Raw genomic sequence first — 19,256 nt, forward strand, 5'->3', positions numbered from 1 at the left:
GACTGATCCTCGCCGGCCGGTCAACCGGCGAAGGCGGGGGCGGTCTTTCGATGGGCTGCGTGAAGCCGGCTCGCCGCCCGTGGCCCGGGGCGCGTCGGTGGGCGGTGCTGTGGGCGGTGCTGTGGTGCTTCGTGGCGTTCCTCTTGGGCGTTTGCCCGGCAGAGGCTTCGGGCCAGCCCGTGAGGACGCCGCTCGTCCTTCCCCTCCCTGTGACCGGCCCCCCGGCGCCACGTGCCAGGGCACGGGGGCCTGCGCTCATCCTCATGTATCACCGGGTGGCGCCCGCCTCGGCGGGCGGCGCAACCGGGCTGCGGGTCGAGCCCCGCATGCTGGATGCCCAGATCCGCTACCTGCAGCGCCATGGATACCGCCTGGTGCCGCTCGGGCGTCTGGTCCGGCAGCTCTGCGGGGAGGAGCCCCTCATGCCCCGGACGGTCGCGATCACCTTCGACGACGGCTACGAGGAGCTCTTCCGCTACGCCTGGCCGATCCTGCGGGCCCGGTACGCGCCGGCCACCATCTTCGTGGTGGCCGGCCTGTCCGCCAACCGGTGGGAGAGGGCCCGGGGCTACCCGCGCAAGCCGCTTCTCGGCGATCGGGAGTTGCAGCGCATGGTGGCCAGCGGCCTGGTGGAGGTCGGCTCCCACACCCTGACCCACCCGCATCTCGCGAGGATCCGGCTCGACCAGGCCTGGTACGAGATCCATCGGTCGCGCGAGCTCCTCGAGACCCGCATCCGGCGGCCCGTGCGGCTCTTCTCTTACCCGTACGGAGAGCTCGACCCCACCCTGCGTGCCATGGTCGAGCGGGCCGGGTACGTGGCGGCGGTTTCCACCATCCAGGGCGTCGAGTCCAAGCCGGCCCGCGACTGCTTCGCCCTGCATCGCATCCGCGTCCTGGGGAGCTACCGCCTCGCCGACTTCGCCCTGGCCCTTTCCCGCCCGGTGGACCTGAGCTCCCCGGCACGCCGCTCCACGGCGACACCCGGGCGGCGACGGGCCTACGCGCGCCCGCCCGAGACACACCTCCGCGAGCAAGGCGGCCACCCGGTGGTGCAGGTGCAGGGAGAGCCGCGCCGGCGCGAGCTCGTCCTGACCGTGGACGGGGCGCCCGACCCGAAGACCACGCCCGCCATCCTGGACGTACTGGACAGGCTCGGGGTGCGGGCCGTCTTCTTCGTGGTCGGGAGTCGCGCCGAACGTTACCCCTCCCTGGTGGCGGCCATCGCACAGGAGGGCCACCTCATCGGGGTCCACCCGTACGAAGAGCGGGACCTCACGACCCTGAGCGACGCCGGCATCTACAACGAGCTCGTCAATTCCCGCATGGTGGTGCGGGCGATGACGGGCCGCGTACCGCACCTCTTCCGGCCCCTACCGGCACGCTGGAACTCGCGGGTGGTCCAGGCGGCCAGGGCCGCTGCCTTCACCACGGTGCTGTGGACTGCCCGGATCCGGACAGATCTACCCCTCGACCAGGCCGTGCGCCGGGTGGTGGGACAAGCCCGGCAGGGTGCCATCGTGGCGGTAGACGGGCGAAGGCGAAGCGCGCCGGTCGAGATCGAGCGGATCGTGGACGGGTTGCGGGCTCAGGGATACCGATGGGTGACGGTCCGTGCATGGCGGTGACGGGGTGGCCCCATGCATAGCGCCTTGACATCGTTTATACTGCCGGTATAGAAAGCGGTTCCCGAGCGCACGTCCCGTCGGTGCAGGGAGGCGGTCCGGGTGGGGGCAGGGCGAGGCCCCGTGGCTCGCTGGCGGGTGGGCCGGGTCGAGGGGGAGGCCCTGGCGTGGGCGATGGACACCCTGGTCGCCGAAGAGCCCCTGGAGATTCGGCTGCGATGGGGCGAAGGCGCTCGCTTTGCCCGGGTGGCCGTCACCATGCGGACGCCGGGGCACGACTTCGACCTCGCGGCGGGCTTTCTCTTCACGGAGGGCATCCTGGACGGGCTGCACCAGGTCTGGCGCCTCACCTACTGCGCCGATCCCACGGTCGACGGCGCCCAGCGGTACAACATCGTCAACGTGTGGGTGCAGGATGCCGGCGTCTGCGAGCGGCTCGCCGCGGGCAGCAGGGACTTTCGCGTCAGTTCGAGCTGTGGGCTGTGCGGAAAGTCCTCCATCGAGAGCGTGCGCCTCCAGCCGGCTTACCGGGCTCGCCCTCGAGTGCCCCGGCTCGATCCACGGGTCATTGGGCAGTTGCCCGGCGAGCTCCGGCGGGCCCAGCGCCTGTTCGACCGGACCGGGGGGCTGCATGCTGCGGGGCTCTTTGACGCATCCGGCCACCTGGTCGCGGTGCGGGAGGACGTCGGGCGCCACAACGCGGTCGACAAGGTCGTGGGCTCGGCCTTCCTCTCCGGCGGGTTGCCGCTTTCCCAGCACATCCTGGTGGTGAGCGGCCGGGCGGGCTTCGAGATCGTCCAGAAGGCGGCGATGGCAGGCATTCCCGCGGTGGTCTCCGTCTCGGCGCCCACGAGCCTTGCCTGCGAGGCCGCACGAGAGTGGGGCTTGACCCTCATCGGCTTTGCCAGGGGCGAGCGCTTCAACGTGTACGCCGGGGCCGAGCGGCTGTGCATGCGTGCCGGCGCGCACCCGGCCATGCAGGAACGGGAAGTCGCCGCACCGAACGGGTAGCCCCGACAATCCGCGACATCCTGGTACGCGATTCGGGGGCTTCCCGGGTGCAAAACGCCATCGACGACGAGATCGATCTGCGGCTCTACGTCGAGCGGATCTGGCGGGGCCGCTACGTGATCGCCGCAGTGACCCTCGGGGCCGCCCTGCTCGCATTCCTGGTCAGCCGGTTGCTCCTGCCAAGGGTCTACGAGGCTTCCGTTTTGCTGGTGGTCCAACCGCAGGAGACGCAGGCTTCCCCCGAGAATGCGCCGGCTGTCCAGGTCGTCGCGCTGACGCCGGCCGGCTACAAGGAGATCGTCGCCTCCGACCCGTTCCAGGCTCTCGTCCGAGAGGGAATGGTCCGGGAAAACCGGGCCAATCTCGTGGGCTTCTCCCTGGAGGCCCGGGTCGTGGCGCAAAGCAACCTGTTGGAGCTCAAGGCAGAGGGCCCCGACGCGTTGAGTGCCGCACGCGTCGCCAACTACGCCGCGTCCCTCTTGAGAGACGAGGTCGTGCGGGTCAACCGGGCGAGCGTCCAGTCCACCTTGCAGCAACTGGCCGAGCAGCGGGATCATGCGAAGCAGGCGATGGACGAAGCGGTTGCCCGGCTCCAGGCTTTCAGTGAGCGGGGCGCGGCGGTCCAGGAGCTGCAAAGCGAGCGCGATTCCAAGCTACAACTGATCGCCCAGTACCAGACGCGCCTGTCCGATCTGGAGATATCGTTGGCGACCCAGCGCGCCGGGTTGGAAGAGCTGCGCAAACAACTGGCGGCTCAACCCGCCGTGATCAAACTGGACAGGGTGCTTTCCCCGGAAGGCGCGGCGTTGGCGCAGGCCGCCCGCTCGCTCGATTTGCAGCGAGCAGAGCCCCTCGTCAACCTTCAGGACGAGCAACTCAACCCGGTGCACGTGACGCTGGCGAGCGAGGTCAGCATCCGCGAAGCGTCAGTGGTCCAGCTGAGTACCGAGAGGGATCAGGTGAAAGAAGCCCTCGCACGTCTCTCCGACGACGTGAAGAAGCTCACCGGCGAGCTGGTGGCCCTGCAAGCCCAGCAGCGCGAACTCGAGTGGCAGGTCGAGAGCGCGCGGCGTAGCTACGAGACGGCCTCGCAACAATACCAGCTGCAGCAATCGGTGTTGGCAGGCCGCACGGGCGACTCCGCCCTGACCGTGGTGCGTCCCGCGGTGCCTCCGGCGGCGCCCTCCCGGCCGCGGGTGCTGCTCAACACGGTCGTGGCCGCCTTCCTCGGACTGATGGCCAGCGTCTTCGGGGTGTTCGTGGTGGACTGGCTCCGGGAGCCGGCGCCGGCGGCCGCACCCGGCGCCGCCCGTGGCGTTCCCTCTGTGGGGCAGTGAGGGCGGGGCGGGCCACCGGGAAAGGACGGCGCTGGGCAAGGCGGGTCCATCCCCACAGGCGATCCGGAGACTCCCGGAGGGCTGCGGTCTCCTGCCCGCATAGGGCAGGCCTGCCGCTTCCCATATTAGCCCCGGAGTGAAGCACGATGGACGAGCCGCACGAGCCCCGCGCCTCCTGGGAGCATGATGACCCTTCCCCGCCTCATGCCCGAGAGGAGGTCATCCGCCGGGTGATGGAGTACGTGCGCGAGCACCCGGAGTCGTTCGCCAGCCTGGCCGTGTGCCGGCGGGCGCTGGGCGCCGAGCCCGGCGGGGCCGTCGACGAAGGGACCCGCCGTCGCCTCGGGGCACGCCTCGAGACCGTGCCGGACGACGAACTGGAAGCGTACTACTATATCGTCTCCTGAGGCCGGCGCGGCCCCATCTTGCCGGGCGCACGCGCCGGCGGCTACGGGCGAGCGGCCTCCCTGTCATGCCCGAGCACGGCTTCAGCCTTCTCGCGGTACCACCGCTCGAGCCACCGCTCGACGCGCTCGGCCACGGCGCCGAGGTCGGCAAAGGTCAGCCACTCCGGCTGCGGCGGGGGCTGCTGCCGGCTCACCACCGCCAGGAGCTCGGCGGCGGGGGAGAGCAGCGAGCCGCCTTCTGGCACGACCTCGATCTTGGGCATGCGGGCCGACTTGTAGCCTTCCGTGAGGACGAGCTGCAGGCCTTCGCCGAGCAACGCCACCATGGCATCGAAGGCGTACGCCTCCCGGTGCCACAAGACGGCGGACCGCCCCGGGCCGGCGATCCCCACGCGCTCCGCGCCCGCCCGCCCCAGCCGCCAGGTGTCCTTGCCCTCGTAGTCCATCACGAACCCGTGCACGTCGTGCTTGAGCGCGCCGGCCCGGATGCCCCGGCGGGCAAGCTCGGGCAACAGCGCCTCGATCAGGGTGGTCTTGCCGGAATCGTGCGGCCCTACCACGGAGAGCGTCGGGACCGGCAGCCAGTCGAAGGCCGGCACCTCGCCGGGCAGCGGGAGCACCTCCACGACGCTCCCCGCGGGCGCCTGCGCGACCTCCGCGGGGAGCGCGATGAGCGCGTTGGCGAGCGCCTGGCTGCGGATCACCGCGGTACCGGACGGGCCGGCCGGCCAGACGGCCCGAACGCCCCGGCACGACGCCATTCTCCCCCACAGGTAGTGAGGACGGCCCGGACGGACCCGCACCGGTTGCATGAGCCGGGCCGGCACCCGGCCGGGCATGATCTCCTCGGGCGGCGCCCCGGCCATCGCGCGGACCGCCGGCGCCACAAGCAACCAGAAGGCGGTCATGGCCGCTCCGGGGTTGCCCGGCAGCGCAAAGGCCAGGCAACGGTCGGTGTGGGCAAAGGTGGCCGCCTTGCCCGGCTTGAGCAAGAGCCGGGTGAAGCGTACCTGTGCGCCTGCCCGCGCCAGCGTCGCCACGGTGAAGTCCCGGTCGCCGACCGACGCCCCGCCGGTGATGACCAGCATGTCGAACGAGAGGCCCGTCCGGATGGCCTCCTCGAGGGCGTCCGGGTCGTCGCGCACGACCCCGAGAGGGCGGGACAAGGCTCCCAGCTCCTCCAGAGCGGCCACGAGCGCAGGGGTATTGGCGTCGTACACGCGGCCTGGCGGCGGGGCTCCTGCTCCCCGCTCGAGGAGCTCGTCGCCGACGGCCAGCACGGCGACCCGGGGCCGGCGCACGACCTCGACCTCGGCGATGCCCAGCGCCGCCAGCAGCCCCAGAGAAGAGGGCCCGATCCGGTGGCCGGCCCGCAGCACCACCTCCCCGGCGGCCGCGTCCTCGCCCTTCGGGAAGACGTTGGCGCCCGGCTCCAACTCCCTGGCGACCCGGATCATGGCGCCGGAGCCGCGGCCGGCGCTCGCCCCGGCCTCTTCCACCGTCTCGAGCGGCGCCACGGCGTCGGCTCCTTCGGGCATGACGGCGCCCGTCATGACGCGAACCGCCTCACCCGGCCCGACCGCGAGCCCCGCTCGCCCGCTCCCTGCGAACGCCTCGCCGACCACCCGCAGCTGCGCCGGCGCGGCGGGCGACGCTCCTGCGAGGTCCCGGGCACGCAGCGCGTAACCATCCATGGCCGCCCGCATGAAGGGCCACACGTCGAACGGCGCCACGACCGGCGCGGCCAGGCGCCTGCCGAGAGCGCCGGCGACCGGCACGCGCTCGGCGCCCGCCGGCCGGGCGAGGGAGAGGACGAGGCTTTCGGCCTCCTCGACCCTGACCGGCGCATGAGGAAGTCCCGTGAGCTGGTGACCCATACCGGTATGATACCCCGGAGCTTGATCCGGGCGCATCTCCTGCATACAATGAGTGAAGCTAACAGTTAGGTTAGCTTTCAATCAGGGCTTCACGACAGGGGGTGAAGGGCCACGGTGCGGCGCCAGTCGAGAGAGCAGGCGGAGCACGAGGCGGCCAAGGGGACGACGGCGACGCCGGAGGCGTGCGCGCGAGAGATCATGGAGGTCGTGCCGCCCGTCATGCGGTTCATCCGCACCCAGATGCGCCGGCACTCGCAGCCGTCCCTGTCCATCCCCCAGTTCCGATCGCTCGCCTTCTTGAGCCGCTGCCCCGGGGCGTCGCTCTCTGCGGTGGCCGACCACCTGGGCGTCACGCCTCCGACCGCCTCCTCGCTCGTGGAGCGGCTGGTGCGGCGGGGACTGGTCATGCGGGCCGTTGCGCCCGAAGAGCGCCGCAGGGTCGAGCTGCGCCTGACGCCGTCGGGGCTCGAGCACCTGGAGCAGTCCCGCTCGGCCACCCGTTCGTACCTGGCGACGTTGCTCTCGACGCTGCCGCCGGCCGAGCTCCACGCCCTGTCGCGAGGCCTGGGGATCCTGAGGGAGGCGCTCAAAGACGTTGCCTTTGACCGCAACGGCGGCTGTCCGGATGGAAGGGCTGACCCGGCGGTTCGGCACCCTCGTGGCGGTTGACCACCTCACGCTGTCGGTGCCGCCGGGGTCGATCCTGGGCTTACTGGGCCCCAACGGTGCCGGGAAGAGCACGACCATCAAGATGCTCACCACGCTCTTGCCGCCCACGAGCGGATCGGCGGAGGTGGCCGGCTTCGACGTGACCCGCCGGCCCCGGGAGGTGCGCCGGCGGATCGGCTACGTGCCCCAGGTCCTCTCGGCGGACGGGGCGCTCACCGGGTACGAAAACCTGCTCATCTTCGCCAAGATCTACGGGGTCCCGGCCTCCGAACGGCGCCGGCGCATCGAGGAGGCGCTGGCGTTCATGGGGCTGGCCGAGGCCGGCGGCACGCTCGTGCGCAACTACTCCGGCGGCATGATCCGGCGCCTGGAGATCGCCCAGTCCATGCTGCACCGTCCCGCCGTGCTCTTCCTCGACGAGCCGACCGTGGGCCTCGACCCCGTGGCCCGTCGAGCCGTCTGGGAACACGTCCGGGAACTGCGCGACCGCCTGGGCACCACCATCGTCATGACGACCCACTACATGGAGGAAGCCGACGAACTCTGCGACGTGGTGGCCATCATGCACCTCGGCAAGGTGGCGGCGGTGGGTACTCCGGGGGAGCTCAAGGCGGCGGTGGGCCCGCAGGCGACCCTCGACGAGGTGTTCGTCCACTACACCGGCAGCTCCATCGAGACGGGAGGGACGTTCCGTGATGCAGTCCGGACTCGGCGCACGGCACGACGGCTTGGCTGAGGCGACGCTCCCGGCGCCGGGCGCGGCGTCGCTGCCGGCGGAGTTCGTGCGGCAGGCGCTGGCGGTGGCCGAGGCGGAGGTGCGCAAGCTGCGCCACGACCCCGTGGAGCTCTTGACCCGGGCGGTGCAGCCGACGCTGTGGCTCGTGGTGTTCGGCCAGGTGATGAGCCGGGTGCGGGCGATCCCCACGGGGCAGGTCAGCTACCTCGACTTCATGGCACCGGGGATCCTGGCGCAGAGCGTGCTGTTCATCGCCATCTTCTACGGGATCTCCGTCATCTGGGAGCGGGACCTGGGAGTGCTCCACAAGTTCCTGGTGAGCCCGGCGTACCGGGGGGCGCTGGTCTTCGGCAAGGCGGTGTCGGCCGGGGTGCGGGCGCTCACGCAGGCGATCATCGTCTACCTGCTGGCGGTGCTCATGGGCGTACAGGTGCGGCTCACGGTCCCGGCGGTGGCGGGGGTGCTGGGGTTCGTCGTGTTGGGGGCCGCCATCTTCTCCACCTTTTCCCTGGTGGTGGCCTGCCTGGTCAAGACGCGGGAGCGGTTCATGGGCATCGGGCAGGTGCTGACGATGCCGCTGTTCTTCGCCAGCAACGCCATCTACCCGTTGAGCGTCATGCCGGCGTGGCTGCAGTGGATCTCGCGCGTCAACCCGCTCACGTACCAGGTCGATGCGCTGCGGGGGCTCATGATCCAGGGCGGGCAAAGCGTGGCCGGCCTCGGCGTGGACTTCGGGGTACAGGCCGCCGTGCTCCTGGCGCTGCTCTGGCTCGCCGCCCGGCTGTACCCCAACGTCATCAACTGAACCGGCGGCCGGATTTGTGGTATGCTCAGGGCGAACGGTCGGGGGACCAAAGGGGGACGTGACAGATGCCCAATATCGGGCCGACCGAGCTCCTGGTCATCCTGCTCTTGGCGCTGATCATCTTCGGCCCGGGCAAGTTGCCTCAGCTCGGCAGGGCCATCGGCCAGAGTTTCCGGGAGTTCAAGGAGTCGGTCAGCGGCGCTCGACAGGAGCACGCCGAGACGGCCGACAAGAGTAAAGGCCAGCAGGCATCCGGTACGGGGCCGCAGGCCTGAGGGGCCGGATGCGGGGTCTCGAGGGGCTCGTGAGGTCGCCGGCAGACAAGTAGCGAGACCGGCCCGTCTCCCGCGATGTGACGAAAGTACCCCGAAAGCAAGGGCACCCGCCCCTGGTGGGGGGCGGGTGCTTCGCTTATGGTCCAAAGCGGACATTACAGTCCACTTCATCCGATACCTCGCCGAGCACTCCGTGGGTTCCGGCTCGCGAGGCCCCCGGGAAGCGGGGAGGGCGGCTCGGGTTTGGAGAATGCCGGCGACCAGGGCGTGGGAGAGAGGGGGTAGAGGCGGTGCGGCTCACGAGGCAGACGGACTACGCCATCCGGGTGGCGCTGGACCTGGCCGGGCAGCCGGGGCACGGCTCCGATGTGCGCGCGATCGCCGGGCGCCAGTGTGTGCCCGAGGCGTACGCGGCCAAGATCGTGCAGGCGTTGGCCCGGGCCGGCCTGGTCGTGACGGCCCGGGGGGCGCGCGGAGGGGTGCGCCTGGCCCGGGATCCGGCCAAAGTGACGTTGCTCGAGATCGTCGAGGCGGCCGAGGGGCCCACGCTCTTCACCCGCTGCATGCTCTGGCCCGGCGAGTGCCCGCCTCTCGCGCAGTGCGCGCTCCATCCGATCCTCGACGGGCTGCGGGAGGCCGTGCAGGGTTACCTGCAAAGCATGACCCTGGAGGAGCTGGCGCGCCGGGCGGGGCCGCAAGCGGGCGGGGCGGAGGAGCGCTCCGCGGGGTAAAGGGCAGCAGGGGGGCTGGAGCGGATGGCAGCGCGGCTGGATGCGCGGCCGGTCTGGCCGGGCAAGGCGCAGGACATCGAGCGGTCGGGGTTTTGGAAGTACGCGCTGGTGCTCACGGTGCTGGCCGTCTTCACGGTCATGGTGGTGGGGGCGGCCACGACTCTTCGCGAGGTGCCGCCCGTGCCGCAGATCGTCGTGGTGGAGGGCACGGGCCGGGCATGGGACGGGCAGGCCATCCTGCAGGGCCAATCGGCGTGGCAGCGCTACGGCCTGATGGACTACGGCTCCGTACTGGGCAACGGGGCCATGCGCGGTCCGGACTTCACCGCCCAGACGCTTCGCCTGATGGTGCAGGCGATGCACGAATACTACGCTGCGCGCCTGCCGGCGCCGGGCTCGGCTGAGGCGGCCGGGGATCGGCAAGCCCTCGTCGAGGCCCGGGTGCGCCGCGAGCTCAGCGCCAACCGGTACGACCCGACGACGCGCACGCTCACCATCACCCCGGCACAAGCCTACGCTCTCGAAAAGGTCGAAGGGTACTACCGGGAGCTCTTCGCCAGGGGCGATCCGGCGGCGTCGCTTCCGGCCGGGATCGTCTCGGCCCGGGACGTGCCGGCGCTTTCCCGGTTCTTCTTCTGGACGGCGTGGCTGTCGGCCGCCCGGCGGCCCGGGCAGGCCTACTCGTACACCAACAACTGGCCCTACGAGCCGGCGGCCGGCAACACGGTGACGCCGGGGTCCATCGTGGCGAGCGCCGTGAGTGTGGCGCTGCTCCTCGCCGTCCTGGCGCTGGTGCTGTGGGCCTACTTCCGATACCGGCTGCAGATGGAGCCGACCGCGGGCGAGGGAGTAGATCCGGGCGCCCGGGGCCTCTTCCTTCCCCGGGAGCTGACGGCCGGACAGCGAGCGTCCGGCAAGTTCCTGCTGGTCGTGGTGGCGTTGCTGCTGGCCCAGACCTTGCTGGGCGGCTGGATGGCCCACGGGTACGTCGCGCCGGACTTCTTCGGCATCAAAACGATCGCCGGCATCCCCATCGACCGGCTGTTGCCCTTCTCTGTCGCCCGGACGTGGCACTTGCAGCTGGCCATCTTCTGGGTGGCGACGGCATGGATGGCGGCCGGGCTCTTCCTGGCCCCTGCGCTCGCCCGATCCGGACAGCGGGCCGAGGAGCCGCGCGGGCAGGCGACATGGACGCACGTGCTGTTCGGGGCGCTCCTGCTGGTGGCTGCCGGCAGCCTGCTGGGCGAGTGGTGGGGCGCGACCGGGCGGCTTTCGGCCGGGGATGGCCCTGCCGGCGCAGGCCTCTGGTGGTGGATCGGGCACCAGGGGTGGGAGTACCTGGAGCTCGGCCGGCTGTGGCAGCTGCTGCTCATCGCCGGGCTTGGCCTGTGGCTCGTGCTCGTCTACCGCGGACTGCGCCGCGCCCTGAAGCGCCAGCAAGACCCGGGCAGCCTCGCCCACCTGCTGCTGTACGCGAGCGCCGCCATCCCGGTCTTCTACGGCTTCGGGCTGCTCTTCAAGCCGGGCACCAACTGGGCGATCGCCGAGTTTTGGCGGTGGTGGGTGATCCACCTGTGGGTCGAGGGAATCTTCGAGGTGTTCACCCTGGTGGTGACCGCCGCCCTGCTCGTCCACCTGGGGCTGGTGCGGCCCTCGTCGGCGTTGCGGGCCACGTACTTCCAGGTGATCCTGGTCATGGCCACGGGGGTCATCGGCACGGCCCACCACTACTACTTCGTCGGGCTCCCGGAGCTGTGGCTGGCGCTGGGGGCCACCTTCTCGGCGCTCGAGGTCGTGCCGCTCACCTTGCTCGGCGTGGAGGCGTACGACCAGTACCGCCTGATGCGGGCGGCGGAGCGCAGCGCCGGGCAGGCGGCATCCGGGCGGTTCGCCTACGCGCCCGTCTTCTGGTTCTTGATGGCGACGGCCTTCTGGAACCTGGTGGGAGCGGGCATCCTGGGCTTTTTCATCAACCTGCCCGCGGTCAACTACTTCGAGCACGGCACGTTCCTCACGGCGGCGCACGGCCATGCGGCTCTGATGGGCGTCTACGGGATGCTCGCGCTGGCCCTGCTGGTGTTCGTGCTGCGCAGCCTGGCCCGGCCCGACGCCTTCTCGGAGCGAGCCGTCCGGTGGGGCTTTTGGGGGCTCAACCTGGGGCTGGCCGGGATGGTGGCGCTGACCCTGATCCCGGTGGGGATCGGGCAGCTCCAGGCGTCGGCAGGCCAGGGCTTCGCCTTCGCCCGGGATCCGGCCTTCTACCAGACGCCGTGGGTGCACCGCCTGCTGTGGCTGCGGATGCTGCCCGACAGCGTCTTCATCGTGCTCGGCGTGGTGCCGATGCTGTGGGCCACGGTGAAAGGGCTGCTCCACATGCGCCCTGCGACGGCCGGGCCGCAACCGGCCGAGGCATCAGGAGCGCCCGAGCGAGCCGCCGCCCGCCCTGCCCTGGGAGCCGGCGGGGACGGCGCGGCCTGAGGAAAAGGCGAGGAGGAGATCGGGCGCAGAGCGCTAAAAGCTTCCGATTGGGCAACGGCCCGCGGCAGGACGCGAGGTCGTGCGCCTGGCGTCAGCCCGCATCCGCAACCGTATCCTGAAGGGGAGGGACTGTGCGTGCGCTTGGCACGACGATGGAGCAGTAGGGCAGCAGCATGGCCGGCGATGGTGGCGGTGGCGGCAGCCGTGATGGTGGCCCTGGCGGTGGAGGGAGCTCTCGCTGCCTCCGCGACGTTCTGGAGCGCGCCCAACCCCACCCAGGAGATCTTCTGGCGCGACATGGCCAAGGCGTTCATGGCAGAGCACCCGGACGTGAAGATCGACGTGCGGGCCATGGCAGAGTCCCCGACGTCGGAGGCGACGATCCTGACGGCCATCGCCGGCAAGACCGCGCCGACCGGATCCGAAAACATCTTCATGGGCTTCGGCGCCCAGCTGTACGAGAGCAAGGCCCTGGTCCCGCTCGACACCCTGCCGGGCTGGAACGAGCTGCTCAAGAGCCGGCGCATGGAGGAGGCCATCCAGGGCTGGAAGTTTCCCGACGGCCACTACTACGTGCTGCCCATCTATAGCAACGCCATGCTCTTCGGCTGGCGGCTCGACACCCTCAAGGAGCTCGGCTTCCAGGGGCCGCCCCGCACCTACGACGGGGTCTTCGGCGTGGCCCGCCGGCTCAAGCAGGCCAAGCCGCGGATGTTCTTGATGGCGCGGGCGGAGCTGCTGGACACCACGTGGTGGCAGCGGTGGTTCGACTTCTTCATGCTGTACGATGCGGCGAGCGACGGCCACCCGTTCGTCACGGGCCAGGAAGTGACCGCCGACTCCGAGGCCGCCGTGGGCGTGTTCAAGTTCTACCAGGACCTCAACAAGGAGCGGTTCCTGCTGACCCGGCCGTCGACCGATCCGTTCCTGACCGGCGTCTCCATCTGGTCGGACGTCGGGCCGTGGACCTTCCCCGACTGGAAGCAGCGCTTCCCCGAGATGAAGCTGGGCCAGACCTTCACGCTGGCGCCGCCCCCCGTGCCCGACCGCTATCCGGCGGACAAGCCCATCCGGACCTTCGCCGACGCCAAGGGGCTCGTGATCTACGCCCAGGCGCCCAAGGAGCAGCAGCTGGCCTTGTGGCAGTTCATCCGGTGGGTCTTCAGCAAGCCGGACAACGACCTGAAGTGGCTGCAGGCGACGTCGCTGCCGCCCGTGCGCGGGGATCTCGGCGTGTCGCCCACCTTCGCCGCCTACTTCAAGGAGCATCCGGAGCTCGTGCCCTACGCCGAGGAGCTGCCGTACGCGGTCCCGCCGTTCGCCAACTCCCGGTTCTCCGACGTGCAGACGGCGCTGGGCGAGGCGGGGCTGGTGCCGGCCGTGCGGGGCACCAAGACCCCGGAGAAAGCCTGGCAGGATGCCAAGGCTGCCATGGAGGCCATCCTGAAGCGGTAGCGATGCGGCGTGCCACAGCATGAACTGCAGGCCCGGCAACGGGTCGTGGTAGCCGGCGCGGCGGTCGCGCCGCGCCGGCGGTCCGGTATGCGGCGGCGGGAGGAGATGCGGGGATGGCTGCTCGCCTCCCCGTACCTCCTCTTCAGCCTGATCTTCTTCGTCGTGCCGTTCGCCTGGGCGGCGGTGCTGGTCTTCACCCGGTGGGACCTGATCTCGCCCCAGCGCCACTGGGTAGGGCTGGCCAACTTCGCCGAGGCGCTGGCGAGCCCTCGGGTGCAGGCGGCGTTCTGGACGCCGTTCAAGTTCATGGCCATCTTCCTGCCCACGGTGCTGGTGGCGGCCATCGCCATCGCGCTCCTGGTCAACTCCCTGGGCCGGTGGAGCGGGCTGGCGGCGGTCGGTTTCTTCATGCCGTACCTGGCGTCGGGCGTGGCCATGGCCCTGGTCGTGCAGGGGATCCTCTCCTACAACAGCCCCGTCAGCGACGTCTTCTTCCGGCTCTTCGGGGACGTGCCCGACTGGCTCGGCGTGCCGGCGCTGGCCATCACCGTCATCGCACTCATGATCGCCTGGAAGTTCTCCGGCTACTACGCGCTCATCTTCCTGGCAGGGCTCCAGTCCATCCCCCGGGAGCTCTACGAGGCGGCGGCCATCGACGGCGCCGGCCAGTGGACTTCCTTCTGGCGCATCACGCTGCCGCAGCTCTACCCGGCGCTCTACTCGGTCATGATCCTGGCGGTGGGGCTGATGTTCGGTATCTTCACCGAGCCGTACATGCTGACGGGCGGGGGGCCGGACCTCGCCACCCACACGTGGTACCTGGAGATCTACTACCAGGCCTTCAGCGCGCTCAGGGCCGGGTACGCCTCCGCGGTGGCGGTCCTCAATGCGGTGGCCGTCTTCCTGGTCCTGACGGTGGTACGGCGCCTGATGGAGTGGTGGGGGAGGGCCACCGGATGGGTGTGAGGCGGGCGCGGGCGTTGCGGGCCGTGGGCAAGGCCATCCTGCTGATCGTGGGCCTCGCGGTGTCCATCTTCCCCTACGCGTACATGGTGCTGCAGTCGCTGGCCCCCTGGAGCGAGGTCAACCGGTCCATCGTGCCGACCCAGCTCACGGTGCGCTCGTACGACTGGCTGCTGCACGGATCGGCCATCGCGCTGGCGCGACCATGGCTGCGGGCGTTCGGCAACAGCGCGCTGGTCACGAGCGCCTCGACGCTGCTCATGCTGGCCTCGGCACTGGTGGTGGGGTACGCGTTGTCCCGCCTGCGCTGGCGGGGGCGCGACGTGGTCAACCAGGTGATCTTGTTCCAGATGTTTTACCCGGCGATCATCCTGCTGGTGCCGACCTTCCTGGTCGTGCGCCAGTTGGGGATGTACGACACGTACTGGGGCATGATCGTTCCCAAGGCCGTCAACTTGTGGGCCATCTTCATGTACGTGTCGTTCTTCAAGTCCATTCCCCAGGAGGTGCTGGAGGCGGCCCGGATCGACGGGGCCGGGGAGCTCCGGATCATCTCCCGGATCGTCCTGCCCATGTCCATCCCGATCACGGCCGTCGTGGGGCTCTTCCTCTTCATGGAGCGGTGGTCCGAGCTGCTGTGGGACCTCATCGTCGTCAAGGAGTACCGGATGATGACCCTCAACGTGCTGATCGCGACGATGAGCGGGCCGTACGCGACCTATCCGGGGCCGCTGTACGCGGCCAGCACGCTGCTCACGCTGCCCATCGTGCTGGTCTTCGTGGCGGCCAGCCGCTACTTCACCCGGGGCATCCAGCTGGTCTTCAAGTGAGCCGTTCAAGCGAAAGGGGCAAAGGGCACCGGGCTTTTCAACACCAGCCGCCGCCCGGTGACCGGATGCGCCAGGCTCACCTTGTGCGCGTGCAGCGCCATGCGAGCCGCCTCCTCGCGGCCGGGCGGAGAGGGCGGCCCGGCTTCGACCGCGGGCCGGCCGTAAAGGGGGTCGCCGACCACCGGGTGGCCGAGGTGGGCCATGTGCACCCGGATCTGGTGGGTGCGGCCGCTGCCGAGGGATAACGCCACGACGCTGGCCTCCCGGCCGTCCGGCAGGCCAACGTAGCAAAGCGACCGGTAGCGGGTCAGGGCCGCTTTGCCGCCTCCGGCCAACGCGGGGGTGCGGGTCGCCGACTCCGGCGGAGGCTCCTGGATGGCCACCGCCACCGTGCCGGCGGCCGGCTGCAGCCGGCCGTGCACCAGCGCCACGTACCAGCGCTTGAGGGCCGCCCGCCCGGACGGCGAGTGCGGCGCCAGCCGCTCGTGGACGTAGGGGTCCTTGGCGATGACCATCAGCCCGGAGGTCTCCTTGTCGAGACGGTGCACGGGATGCACCCAGGGCGGCTCGCCCCTCTCCAGCCGGTGGTAGACGACCCCGTTGACGAGGGTACCGCCGAGATGTCCCCGCGACGGGTGCACGACGAGGCCGGCCGGCTTGTCGACCACCATCACGTGGGCGTCCTCGTAGACGACGGGCACGGCCACCGGCTCGGGCGCCGCCGGCAACTCGGCGGGCAGGGACAGGACGAGGGCACGGTCGCCCGGGCCGAGGACGTCGCTAACGCGGGCCGGGCGACCGTCCACCCGGATCCCCCCGCATGCCTTGAGCCTGCGCAACAGCGAACGGGAAAGATGCAGCCGCCCCAGCAGCACCTGGCGCACGGTACGCCCGGCGTCGCACGGCCCGAGGGCCAGGGTGGCGAAGGCGGCAAGAGGCGCCCCCGATGCGCCGCCGGCCGGCCCGGCCGGTGGCGCAACATCGTGACGCGGCGTCTGCATGGGCTCATTCTACCACCGGCATGCTTTGTGGTAGATTGGGAGCAGACCGGGACAGGCTCACGCGAATCCACCCATTCGAAGCCTGGCCGACGCGAAGGGAAGACCTGCGATAGCCCGCACCGGTGCTCCGGCGGCTCGCCCCGAAGCGCGCCCCGACATGGGTGACGCCGCCCCCGCCCCGTCGACCCCGTGGCATGCCCTGGCTCCCGAAGAAGCGTGTCGTCGCCTGGAGACGGACCCCCAACGGGGCCTCTCCCCTACCGAAGTCGAGGCCCGGCTGAGGCGTTTCGGCCCCAACGCCATCCCGGAGGCGCCCGGGCGTACCATCTGGGCCATGGCGTGGGACCAGGTCCGGGAGCCGCTCGTCCTCATCCTCATCGCAGCCGCCGTGATCTCGGTGGCGCTCGGCGAGTGGTCCGACGCCTTCGTGATCCTGGCCATCGTGATCCTCAACGCCGTGCTCGGTGTCACCCAGGAAAGCCGCGCCGAGCATGCCCTGGCCGCCCTCAGGGAACTGATGCACCCCAACGCCCGGGTCTTGCGCGGCGGCCACCTCGTGGACGTCAACGCTCGAGAGCTCGTCCCCGGCGACGTGGTGCTGGTCGAGGCCGGCTCACGGGTGCCCGCGGACCTGCGCCTGGTCGAGGCGGCCAACCTGCAGGCCGACGAGGCTCCGCTCACGGGCGAGTCGGTGCCCGTCAGCAAGGAGGCCGCCCAGGTGCTCCCGCCGGAGACGGCGGTGGCCGACCGGACCAACCTCCTCTATATGGGCACGGTCATCACCTACGGCCGGGGCGTCGGCGTGGTGGTCGGCACCGGGCTGCAGACGGAGATGGGGCGGATCGCCGCGTACCTTCGCCAGGAGGAGCCGGAGCCGACGCCGCTGCAGCGGCGACTGGCCGAGCTCGGCAAGGTGCTCGGCGGGATCGCGCTCGGCGTGGTCGTCGTCGTGTTCGCGGTGGGCCTGGCCCGGGGCGAGCCGCTGCTGGACATGTTCATGACGGCGGTGAGCCTGGCCGTGGCGGCCATCCCGGAGGGCCTGCCGGCCATCGTGACCATCGTGCTGGCCCTGGGCGTGCAGCGGATGGCGGCGCGCCAGGCCATCGTCCGCCGCCTGCCTGCCGTGGAGACCCTGGGGGCGGCGACGGTCATCGCCTCGGACAAGACCGGCACCATCACCCAAAACCGCATGGAAGCGGTGCGGGCCTGGATCGAGGGCGTCGTCGTGGACCTGAGGGGGCTGGGGCAGGAGAGCCGGCCCGGCGGGCCCGCAGCCCGGCACTCCGGGGTGTGGCAGAGCCTCGATCCTGTTGCTGCTGCCGCGCTCGAGTGGGTGCTGCGGGGCGGTTCGCTGGTCAACGACGGCCGGCTGGAGCGCCTGGAAGAGGACCGGGGCTGGCGGGCCGTGGGGGATCCCACCGAGACGGCCATCCTGGCCGCGGCCGCCCGGGCCGGCTTCTGGCCCGAAGACGAGCACCGGCGCTTTCCCCGCATCGGCGAGGTGCCCTTCGAGTCCCGGCGCAAGCGCATGTCCACCCTGCACCGCAACGCGCCCGCCGGGGACGAGTCCTCGCCGGGCGACGAGGTGGCGGCCGCCGGCGACGGCGGGCTGAGCGCTACGCTGACCCGCAGCGCGGGGCGGGGGAGTCTCGCGTGGCCGGGGCCGGAGCTGCTGGCGGGCGCGCCTTACCTGCTCTTCACCAAGGGCAGCCCGGAGTCGGTGCTGAGCCGCTGCCAGGCCATCCTCCGGGGAGGGCGGGTGGAGCCGCTCGACGAGCAGGCCAGGCAGGAGGTCATGGAGGCCAACGCGGCGATGGCCCGTGACGCGTTGCGGGTCCTGGCCGTAGCGGTGCGGCCCCTGCAGGTCCCCCTCGAGCCCATGCGAGAAGAGGTAGCCGAGCAGGCACTGGTGCTGCTGGGGCTGGTGGGACTCATCGACCCGCCGCGGCCGGAGGTGGCCGAGGCGGTCCGGGTCAGCCGCAGGGCCGGAGTGCGGCCGATCATGATCACGGGAGACCACCGGGACACGGCCACCGCCATCGCAAGCCAGGTGGGGCTGATGCGCTCCGGCGGCACGGCCCGGGTGCTGACGGGCGTGGAGCTCGACCGGATGAGCGACGAGGATCTCGAGAGGGTCGTCGAGGACGTCGACGTGTACGCCCGGGTCACGCCGGAGCACAAGCTGCGGGTGGTCGAAGCGCTCAAGCGACGGGGGCACGTGGTGGCCGTCACGGGAGACGGGGTCAACGACGCCCCGGCGTTGCAACGGGCCGACATCGGGGCGGCCATGGGGATTACGGGCACCGACGTCGCCAAGGGAGCGGCCGACATGGTGCTGGCCGACGACAACTTCGCGACGGTGGTGGCCGCGGTCTCCGAAGGCCGGACCATCTTCGAGAACATCAAGAAGTTCGTGCACTACCTGCTCTCCTGCAACCTGGGGGAGATCGTGACCATCTTCGGAGCGATCCTCCTCGGCCTGGGGCGCCCGCTCACCGCCATCCAGATCTTGTGGGTCAACCTGGTGACGGACGGGCTGCCCGCGCTGGCGCTCGGCGTGGACCCGCCCGAGCCGGGCCTCATGGAGCGGCCGCCGCGCCGGCGCGGGGAGGGCGTCTTCGCCGGCGGTATGGCGTGGCGAGACGCCTACCAGGGGCTCATGCTGGGTGCGCTCACGCTGGCCGTCTACTCGTGGGTGCTGAGCGAGGGGCACGGCATCGAGCGGGCCCGGACGGCGGCCTTTGCGACGCTCGCCCTGTCCCAGCTGGTGCACGCGTTCAACATCCGGTCGAGCCGCCAGTCGCTCGTGCAGGTCGGGCCGCTGTCCAACCGGTGGCTGCTCGGCGCGTTCGCTATCTCGGCCGCCCTCGAGTTGGTGGTGCTCCTGTGGCCGCCCCTGGCCGGCGTGTTCGGGGTCACGCCCCTCAACGGCCCCGAGTGGGAAGGCATCCTGCTTGCGACCTTCGCCCCGATCCCGATAGTAGAGGCAGTGAAGGCGGTGGAACGGGCGGTCGCCCGCCGCCGGTTCGCGCACGAATGAGGAGGGCTTGCATTGG

The 19,256-nt window shown here is 70.9% G+C and carries 16 protein-coding genes; 14 read left to right on the forward strand and 2 right to left on the reverse strand.

What is annotated here, in order from left to right; all coding sequences use genetic code 11:
* Positions 1-50 precede the first annotated feature (50 nt).
* The 4 genes from U7230_RS02890 to U7230_RS02905 all read left to right on the forward strand — a co-directional run bounded on the left by U7230_RS02890 (position 51) and on the right by U7230_RS02905 (position 4,380).
* A complete protein-coding gene (locus tag U7230_RS02890) occupies positions 51-1,628 on the forward strand; it encodes a polysaccharide deacetylase family protein (protein ID WP_324717245.1) in 1,578 nt (525 codons plus the stop codon).
* 120 nt (positions 1,629-1,748) lie between these two features.
* Positions 1,749-2,636, forward strand: a complete 888-nt coding sequence (gene fdhD / locus U7230_RS02895) for a formate dehydrogenase accessory sulfurtransferase FdhD (protein ID WP_324717246.1) — start codon at positions 1,749-1,751, stop codon at positions 2,634-2,636.
* Between the two features lie 47 nt (positions 2,637-2,683).
* Positions 2,684-3,973 (forward strand): GumC family protein, encoded by a 1,290-nt coding sequence (locus U7230_RS02900; RefSeq protein WP_324717247.1) that lies wholly within the window; start codon positions 2,684-2,686, stop codon positions 3,971-3,973.
* A 146-nt stretch (positions 3,974-4,119) separates the two neighbouring features.
* Positions 4,120-4,380, forward strand: a complete 261-nt coding sequence (locus U7230_RS02905; RefSeq protein ID WP_324717248.1) for a hypothetical protein — start codon at positions 4,120-4,122, stop codon at positions 4,378-4,380.
* A 41-nt stretch (positions 4,381-4,421) separates the two neighbouring features.
* Here the strand turns inward: U7230_RS02905 and mobB are convergent, their stop codons facing one another.
* Positions 4,422-6,257: a molybdopterin-guanine dinucleotide biosynthesis protein B gene (gene mobB, locus U7230_RS02910; RefSeq protein ID WP_324717249.1), complete on the reverse strand. Its 1,836-nt coding sequence runs from the start codon at positions 6,255-6,257 to the stop codon at positions 4,422-4,424.
* A gap of 114 nt (positions 6,258-6,371) precedes the next feature.
* Between mobB and U7230_RS02915 the strand changes: the two genes are divergently transcribed.
* From U7230_RS02915 to U7230_RS02955, 9 genes are all read left to right on the forward strand, one after another.
* Positions 6,372-6,926 (forward strand): MarR family winged helix-turn-helix transcriptional regulator, encoded by a 555-nt coding sequence (locus tag U7230_RS02915; RefSeq protein WP_324717250.1) that lies wholly within the window; start codon positions 6,372-6,374, stop codon positions 6,924-6,926.
* Positions 6,883-7,662 carry an ATP-binding cassette domain-containing protein gene (locus U7230_RS02920; RefSeq protein ID WP_404980622.1) on the forward strand — a complete coding sequence of 260 codons (780 nt, stop codon included), beginning with the start codon at positions 6,883-6,885 and terminating at the stop codon, positions 7,660-7,662. The genes U7230_RS02915 and U7230_RS02920 overlap by 44 nt, the downstream gene beginning before the upstream one ends.
* Positions 7,622-8,467, forward strand: coding sequence for an ABC transporter permease (locus tag U7230_RS02925; protein ID WP_324718171.1), 846 nt, complete (start codon positions 7,622-7,624; stop codon positions 8,465-8,467). The genes U7230_RS02920 and U7230_RS02925 overlap by 41 nt, the downstream gene beginning before the upstream one ends.
* A 65-nt stretch (positions 8,468-8,532) precedes the next feature.
* Positions 8,533-8,742 (forward strand): twin-arginine translocase TatA/TatE family subunit, encoded by a 210-nt coding sequence (gene tatA / locus U7230_RS02930; RefSeq protein ID WP_324717252.1) that lies wholly within the window; start codon positions 8,533-8,535, stop codon positions 8,740-8,742.
* 290 nt (positions 8,743-9,032) lie between these two features.
* The gene (locus U7230_RS02935; protein WP_324717253.1) at positions 9,033-9,473 is read left to right on the forward strand and encodes an RrF2 family transcriptional regulator; all 441 of its coding nucleotides are present in this window, start codon (positions 9,033-9,035) and stop codon (positions 9,471-9,473) included.
* Between the two features lie 24 nt (positions 9,474-9,497).
* Positions 9,498-11,951 (forward strand): nitric-oxide reductase large subunit, encoded by a 2,454-nt coding sequence (locus U7230_RS02940; RefSeq protein WP_324717254.1) that lies wholly within the window; start codon positions 9,498-9,500, stop codon positions 11,949-11,951.
* A 135-nt stretch (positions 11,952-12,086) separates the two neighbouring features.
* Positions 12,087-13,406 carry an extracellular solute-binding protein gene (locus tag U7230_RS02945; protein WP_324717255.1) on the forward strand — a complete coding sequence of 440 codons (1,320 nt, stop codon included), beginning with the start codon at positions 12,087-12,089 and terminating at the stop codon, positions 13,404-13,406.
* An 87-nt stretch (positions 13,407-13,493) separates the two neighbouring features.
* On the forward strand, positions 13,494-14,372 hold the full coding sequence (locus tag U7230_RS02950) for a carbohydrate ABC transporter permease (protein WP_404980623.1): 879 nt from the start codon (positions 13,494-13,496) through the stop codon (positions 14,370-14,372).
* Positions 14,363-15,199 (forward strand): carbohydrate ABC transporter permease, encoded by an 837-nt coding sequence (locus U7230_RS02955; protein WP_324717257.1) that lies wholly within the window; start codon positions 14,363-14,365, stop codon positions 15,197-15,199. The genes U7230_RS02950 and U7230_RS02955 overlap by 10 nt, the downstream gene beginning before the upstream one ends.
* Positions 15,200-15,204: 5 nt before the next feature.
* Here U7230_RS02955 and U7230_RS02960 read toward each other — a convergent pair whose 3' ends face one another.
* Complete coding sequence (locus U7230_RS02960; RefSeq protein WP_324717258.1) at positions 15,205-16,200, reverse strand: RluA family pseudouridine synthase; 996 nt, start codon at positions 16,198-16,200, stop codon at positions 15,205-15,207.
* A gap of 157 nt (positions 16,201-16,357) precedes the next feature.
* Between U7230_RS02960 and U7230_RS02965 the strand changes: the two genes are divergently transcribed.
* Positions 16,358-19,240: a cation-translocating P-type ATPase gene (locus tag U7230_RS02965; protein WP_324717259.1), complete on the forward strand. Its 2,883-nt coding sequence runs from the start codon at positions 16,358-16,360 to the stop codon at positions 19,238-19,240.
* The last annotated feature ends 16 nt before the right edge of the window (positions 19,241-19,256 follow it).

The organism is Limnochorda sp. L945t, from assembly GCF_035593305.1.
GTDB classification, from domain to species: Bacteria; Bacillota; Limnochordia; order Limnochordales; family Geochordaceae; genus Carboxydichorda; species Carboxydichorda subterranea.